General features: G+C 60.2%; 4 protein-coding genes and 1 pseudogene. 4 read left to right on the top strand and 1 reads right to left on the bottom strand.

Annotation, left to right across the window (positions count from 1 at the left end; genetic code table 11):
* The 4 genes and pseudogenes from C934_RS0114370 to C934_RS0114355 all read left to right on the top strand — a co-directional run.
* Nucleotides 1–528, top strand: a pseudogene (locus C934_RS0114370) (phosphomannomutase); the annotation flags it as partial.
* A 37-nt stretch (nt 529–565) separates the two neighbouring features.
* Nucleotides 566–1,993, top strand: a complete 1,428-nt coding sequence (locus C934_RS0114365; RefSeq protein WP_018857360.1) for a mannose-1-phosphate guanylyltransferase/mannose-6-phosphate isomerase — start codon at nt 566–568, stop codon at nt 1,991–1,993.
* 95 nt (nt 1,994–2,088) lie between these two features.
* Nucleotides 2,089–3,405: a UDP-glucose dehydrogenase family protein gene (locus C934_RS0114360; RefSeq protein ID WP_018857359.1), complete on the top strand. Its 1,317-nt coding sequence runs from the start codon at nt 2,089–2,091 to the stop codon at nt 3,403–3,405.
* A 2-nt stretch (nt 3,406–3,407) separates the two neighbouring features.
* Entirely contained in the window at nt 3,408–4,424 is a 1,017-nt protein-coding gene (locus C934_RS0114355; protein ID WP_018857358.1) for an NAD-dependent epimerase/dehydratase family protein, read from the top strand.
* Nucleotides 4,425–4,441: 17 nt separating this feature from the next.
* On the opposite strand, the gene C934_RS0114350 is transcribed toward C934_RS0114355, so the two are convergent.
* A complete protein-coding gene (locus C934_RS0114350) occupies nt 4,442–6,223 on the bottom strand; it encodes a putative bifunctional diguanylate cyclase/phosphodiesterase (protein ID WP_018857357.1) in 1,782 nt (593 codons plus the stop codon).
* Nucleotides 6,224–6,385: the final 162 nt, after the last annotated feature.

Here is a 6,385-nt window from a genome sequence, read left to right as displayed (position 1 = left end):
CCGTTCGTCATATCAGGGATGCAAGAAGCACTCGCGGCTGGCCGGACTCGCGTGGCAGGCTTCGAAGCGAACGGCGGCCTGCTCACCGCGAGTGAATTCGAGGTCAACGGTCACACGCTGAAGGCCCTGCCGACACGCGACTGCTTCGTCCCCATCCTGGCGGCGCTTTCCCTTGCTGCCTCCAAACGGCAGCCTCTTTCGGTGGTCGCCGCGTCCTTCAATCTGCCATTTGCCGCGGCCGACCGGCTTGAGAATTTTCCGGTTGAGATCAGTGCCCGGTTGATGGCCGATCTTCGCGCCGCACCCGCCAATCTCGCGGCGTTCCTGCAGCCGATCGGCGAGGTTGGCAGCGCCAGCGATATTGACGGCCTTCGTGTTACGCTGGCGGATCGCCGCATCATCCATTTCCGCCCGTCCGGCAATGCCCCCGAAATGCGCTGCTACGCCGAGGCGGAAACCGAAGAAGCCGCCGCGACGTTGCTGCACACTGGCCTGGAGAGAATCCGCTGGTGGGCGCAGGTGGGTTGATGGGCGAAGCAAGATTAGAGATTCGAGGACACTCCATATGACACAGAAGATCGTTCCCGTGATAATGGCTGGTGGCAAGGGCACTCGTCTCTGGCCGCTGTCACGCGCCGCAGCGCCTAAGCAGTTCATCCGCTTTATCGGCGACAAGACATTGTTCCAGGAAACGCTGCTGCGCGTGTCCGATCCCGCGCTTTACGAAGCACCCGTCATCCTGACCAACGAGGAGTTTCGCTTCCTCGTTGCCGAGCAGGCGCGTGAGTTGGACATCGGCCTTGCGGCAATCCTGCTCGAACCGGTTGCTCGAAACACCGCGGCGGCAGTTGCGGCGGCCGCAACGCTCGTGCGTGATCGCTTTGATGAAGACACAGTCATGCATGTGCTTGGCTCCGACTACGAGATCGTCGCTGACGACACCTATTTTGAGTGCGTTCGCATCGCTGCCGCCACCGCCGCCCAGGGCAAGCTGGTAACCTTCGGCATCCAGCCTACCGAGCCAGCAACCGGCTACGGCTACATCGAAGGTGGGAAGACACTCCCGACGGGCGCACGAACGGTCGCGCGCTTCATTGAGAAACCGCCGCTCGCCAAGGCCGAAGACATGGTCGCGACTGGAGGTTTTTACTGGAACTCCGGGATGTTCATGTTCTCGGTCTCAGGCGTGCTTGCCGAGATGCGAAGCTATGCTGCGCCGGTCCTCAAGGCTGCGGCCGACGCCATTGCAAAAGGTGTCAGAGATCTCGACTTCATCCGCCTCGACAAGGCAGCGTTCGCAACCAGCCCGAACATCTCGATCGATTATGCCATCATGGAAAAGACGAGCAACGCCGCCGTCGTCCCCTCGCCCTTCAAGTGGTCCGATCTCGGCAGCTGGGATTCCGTCTGGAAGAGCGGCAGCCGCGACGAAAATGGCAATGTGGCAGCCGGCAACACGACGGTCGTCAACACCAAGAACTCGCTCATCATGACCCATGGCGTACACCTCGCCGTCCAGGGCATGGACGACATCGCTGTCATCGCCAGCGAGGATGCCGTTTATGTTGGGCGGCTGCAGGATAGCCAGGACGTCGGGAACCTCGTGAAGATGCTCGCCGCCGCCCCCACGACATCGCAACTGACCGAGACGCACCCGACCTCTTACCGGCCTTGGGGCGGCTACACATCGGTGCTGAATGGCGACCGCTTCCAGGTGAAGCGCATCTTCGTCACTCCGGGCAAGAAGCTGTCGCTTCAGAAGCATCATCACCGCTCCGAGCACTGGATCGTCGTCAAGGGCACGGCAGAGGTGACGATCGGCGAAAACGTGCAGATGCTGAGGGAAAACGAGTCCGTCTACATCCCGCTCGGTGAAGTCCACCGTCTCGCCAATCCTGGCAAGATCTTGCTCGAACTAATCGAAGTGCAGACCGGATCCTATCTCGGCGAAGACGATATCATCCGCATCGTCGATGAGTTCGGCCGCAGCTGATCACTGTTGTCTTGAACTTATAAACTTCCCCCTGTAACACCATCGCGACCCCGCCAATTGGCGGGGCCGCGATCGTTGTCTTAGGGAATGATTCCATGCGTATTGTGATGATTGGCTCGGGCTATGTCGGCCTCGTCTCCGGTGCCTGCCTCGCCGATTTCGGCCACCATGTCACCTGCGTCGATAAGTCGGCCGCGAAGATCGATGCATTGGAAGCCGGTAAGGTTCCGATCTTCGAACCGGGCCTTGACACGATCATCGACCACAACCGCACCGCCGGTCGCCTGGATTTTTCGAAGGAGCTGGCGCCTTCCGTTGCCGACGCGGACGTAGTCTTCATCGCCGTCGGCACGCCGTCACGTCGTGGCGATGGCCACGCCGACCTGAGCTATGTCTATGCCGCCGCTCGCGAGATAGCGGCCGCCGTGTCCGGGTTCACCGTTGTCGTTACCAAGTCCACGGTTCCTGTTGGCACTGGCGATGAGATCGAGCGCATTTTCCGCGAAGAATTCCCCGAGAAGGACATTTCCGTCGTTTCCAACCCGGAATTTCTGCGCGAAGGCGCGGCAATCACGGACTTCAAGCGCCCCGATCGCATTGTTCTCGGCACTGAGGAGCCGCGCGCAATCGAAATCATGCGCGAGGTTTACCGGCCGCTCTACCTCAACGAAGCACCACTCTATTTTTGCGAACGCCGCACCTCCGAGCTGATCAAGTACGCCGCCAACGCCTTCCTCGCCATGAAGATCACCTTCATCAACGAGATCGCCGATCTCTGCGAGCAGATCGGCGCCGACGTCCAGAAGGTCGCCAAGGGCATCGGCATGGACAAGCGCATCGGCGACAAGTTCCTGCATGCAGGTCCGGGCTACGGCGGTTCGTGCTTTCCCAAGGATACGCTGGCGCTGGTCAAGACCGCACAGGATCATGACAGCCCGGTTCGCCTTATCGAAACCACGGTTGCGATCAACGACAACCGCAAGCGCGCCATGGGCCGCAAGGTCATCGCCGCCTGCGACGGCAATGTCCGCGGCAAGAAGATTGCAGTCCTCGGCCTGACCTTCAAGCCGAACACCGACGACATGCGCGACGCGCCATCGATCACCATCATCCAGGCCTTGCTGGATGGCGGCGCCAACGTTCACGCCTATGATCCAGAAGGCATGGAAATGGCGAAGGAGGTTATCGGCCCCATCACCTACGGCCGCGACCCGTACGAGATTGCAGAAGGCGCGGATGCCATCGTCATCGTCACGGAATGGGACGAGTTCCGAGCGCTTGATTTCAAGAGGATGAAGTCGCTGGTGAAGACCCCGACCATCGTTGACCTGCGCAACATCTATCCCGTCGCCGAAGTCACCAAGCATGGCTTCAGCTATTTCGCCATCGGAAAGAAGAACGAGAAGAAGTAGAGATGCGCTATTTCATCACCGGCACTGCTGGCTTCATCGGCTTTCATCTTGCCCGCCGCTTGCTGCAGGATGGCCACGAAGTCGTCGGCTTCGACGGCATGACGCACTACTACAACATCAAGCTCAAGCACATGCGCAATGCGGCGCTGGCGCAGTTTCCGGCCTTCCGCCCGGTGACAGCGATGCTCGAAGATCGCAAAGCTCTGGAAGAGGCCGTGGCCAGCGCGGCGCCTGATGTGATGGTGCATCTCGCAGCACAGGCCGGCGTCCGCTACAGCCTGGAAAACCCGAAAGCCTATCTCACATCGAACCTCGAAGGCTCCTGGAACATCCTCGATATCGCCAAGGATGTTGGCGTCAACCATCTCATGCTGGCCTCGACATCGTCGATCTACGGCGCCAATCCGTCCATTCCCTTCCGTGAGACAGACCGGGCCGACGAGCCGCTGACCTTTTATGCGGCGACGAAGAAGTCAATGGAACTGATGGCGCACAGCTACGCGCATCTCCACAAGATCCCGACAACCGCCTTCCGTTTCTTCACCGTCTACGGCCCCTGGGGCCGTCCCGACATGGCCCTCTTCAAGTTCGTCAAGAACATGCTGGAGGATCAACCGATCGAGATCTACGGCGAAGGCCGGATGAGCCGCGACTTCACCTATATCGATGACCTCGTGGAGGCGATCGTCCGCCTGTCGTCCGTCGCCCCGTCGGAGGCCAACCGCGTGGCCGACGAACGGGTGGAGACGCTCTCGCATCAGGCGCCATTCCGCGTCGTCAATATCGGCGGCGGCCAGCCGGAGAACCTGATGACCTTCGTCGAGACGGTCGAAAGGGTCCTCGGCCAGCCGGCAAAGCGCAAGATGCTGCCGATGCAGAAGGGCGATGTGCCACGCACCTTTGCGAGCCCCGATCTGCTGGCGGCTTTGACAGGCTACAAGCCGGAGACGACACTGGATGTCGGTGTGAAGGCTTTCGTCGACTGGTATCTGGAAGCACGCGGCGAACTCGAGCCTTAGGAGGCCCCACCGTTAGGCTAGCGTCGGAGGTGGGCCGCCTGCGTCGCCTTTTTCGAAGCGAAAATATCATCGATCTCTGATGCCGGCAGCGGATGGCCGAGCGCAAAACCTTGCAGCGTATGACAGCCGAGCTTGGCAAGCGCCACGGCATGGTTTTCCGTCTCGACGCCCTCTGCGATCACATCGACGCCGAGGGCCTTGCCGATCTCGACAATCGATTTGACGACACGGCGCTGCTCGGAGGAGGTATCCACCTCGCTTACCAGTTGCCGATCGATCTTCAGCCGAGCCGGGCGCAACCGCACGAGACCGATCAGCGACGCGTGGCCCGAGCCGAAATCATCGATCTCGATTTCGATACCCATCTGCTTGATGCGGTCAACCGTCTGCAGAAGCTCGTCGTCGCAGTCGTCCAGAAAGATCGTCTCGACCAATTCGAAAACCAGGGCGCCACGCGGTATCTCGAGTGTCTCCAGATCATCAATCAACTGCGGATCGTAGAGGCGCTGCCCCGAAATGTTGACCGAGACCCGTGGCAGGGTTGTGCCGTGCTGCTCCCATGTCACACGGTCGGCGAGCACGCGTCGCAGGATCGAAGCATCGATCTCCGAAGACAAGCCGAACTCATCGGCGATCTTCAGGAATATGCCAGGCGAGAGGGTGCCGCGCTCGCTGTGATGCCAGCGCGCCAGGGCCTCGATGCCAACGATGTCGCGGGTGTGGGCATCGAGCTGCAATTGGTAGAATGGAATGATATCGCCCTGTTCCAGTGCAAGCTTCAGCTCTTCGGCAAGACGCCGCTTGCCCATCAGATCGTCCTTGAGCTGCTGCGAGAAGAACTCGATACGATCGCGGCCCGATGTCTTTGCCTGATATACCGCGATATCGGACTCGGCGAGCAGATTGGAGCCGGAGCGATCTGCCGACCAGGAAATGCCGATCGACGCTCCACTTTGCAGCATTTCGTGGCCGAAACGGACCTTCTTCTTCAAGCGCCGCTGCACCTCACGCGCCATGCGGTTCAGTTCCGTCAGCCCTCCGAAATTGACGAGCAGGATAACGAATTCGTCGCCACCGATGCGTGCCACCATCGTAGCTTTCGGAATGGCGGCCTCGATCCGCAAAGCTGCGGCACGCAATACGGTGTCGCCCGCCGCATGGCCATGGCTGTCGTTGATCTGCTTGAACTCGTCAAGGTCGAGATGCAGGACTGCGAGCGTCGAGACTGAGGCATCCTCGGCCAGTTCCGCCAGGCGCTTGTCGAAAAGCCGGCGGTTGGGAAGGCCCGTCAAATAATCGTGTTCCGCAGCATATTCGATGTGGGCACTGCTCTCCTCCAAAGCGAGGGCCCGTGCCTCCGCGACGGCGCGCTGACGTGCCGCTTCGTTGGCAAGAAGCACGTCCGAAGTGACGTCCCACTCCGCGCCGATGAAAGAGGGTGACCCTTCCTCGCTGACATAGAAATGAGCCCGCGAGCGGATGTGCCGTATCTCGCCGTTCGGCCAGAGGATCCGAAACTCCGAATTATACTGCCCGCGTCTGGCAATGGCGTCCTCGAACTCCAGTTCGGCACGCTCGCGGTCGTCGGGGTGAATCGCATCCGACCAGATTGTAGCGGCGACCGGCCCGCTGCCTCTTCCGGTCTGGTAGATCCGGTGCATCTGAACGTCCCAGGAGATTTCATGCCGATCGAGGTTGTGCTCCCAAACACCGATCTGTGACGCGTCGAGTGCAAGCTCAAGGCGCCGCAGGATGTCCTGAAACTCTCGTTCGGACCGTGTGGGACTGCTCGATGCCAACGCCGTTCAAGCCTCATGCAGCTTCGAGTAACAGTATGGTGTCAGGCCTCCAAGGAGGAAGCCCATTATGGGTGCAGAACCAACCTTTTGGCGAGAGATTAATTAGGATGCACTAAAAATCCATCAACAATTGCAAGCCGAATGCATCATCGATCTTCTCAG

Source organism: Rhizobium sp. 42MFCr.1 (genome assembly GCF_000377185.1).
GTDB classification, from domain to species: Bacteria; Pseudomonadota; Alphaproteobacteria; order Rhizobiales; family Rhizobiaceae; genus Rhizobium; species Rhizobium altiplani.
This window is presented reverse-complemented; position numbering and strand designations above follow the sequence as displayed.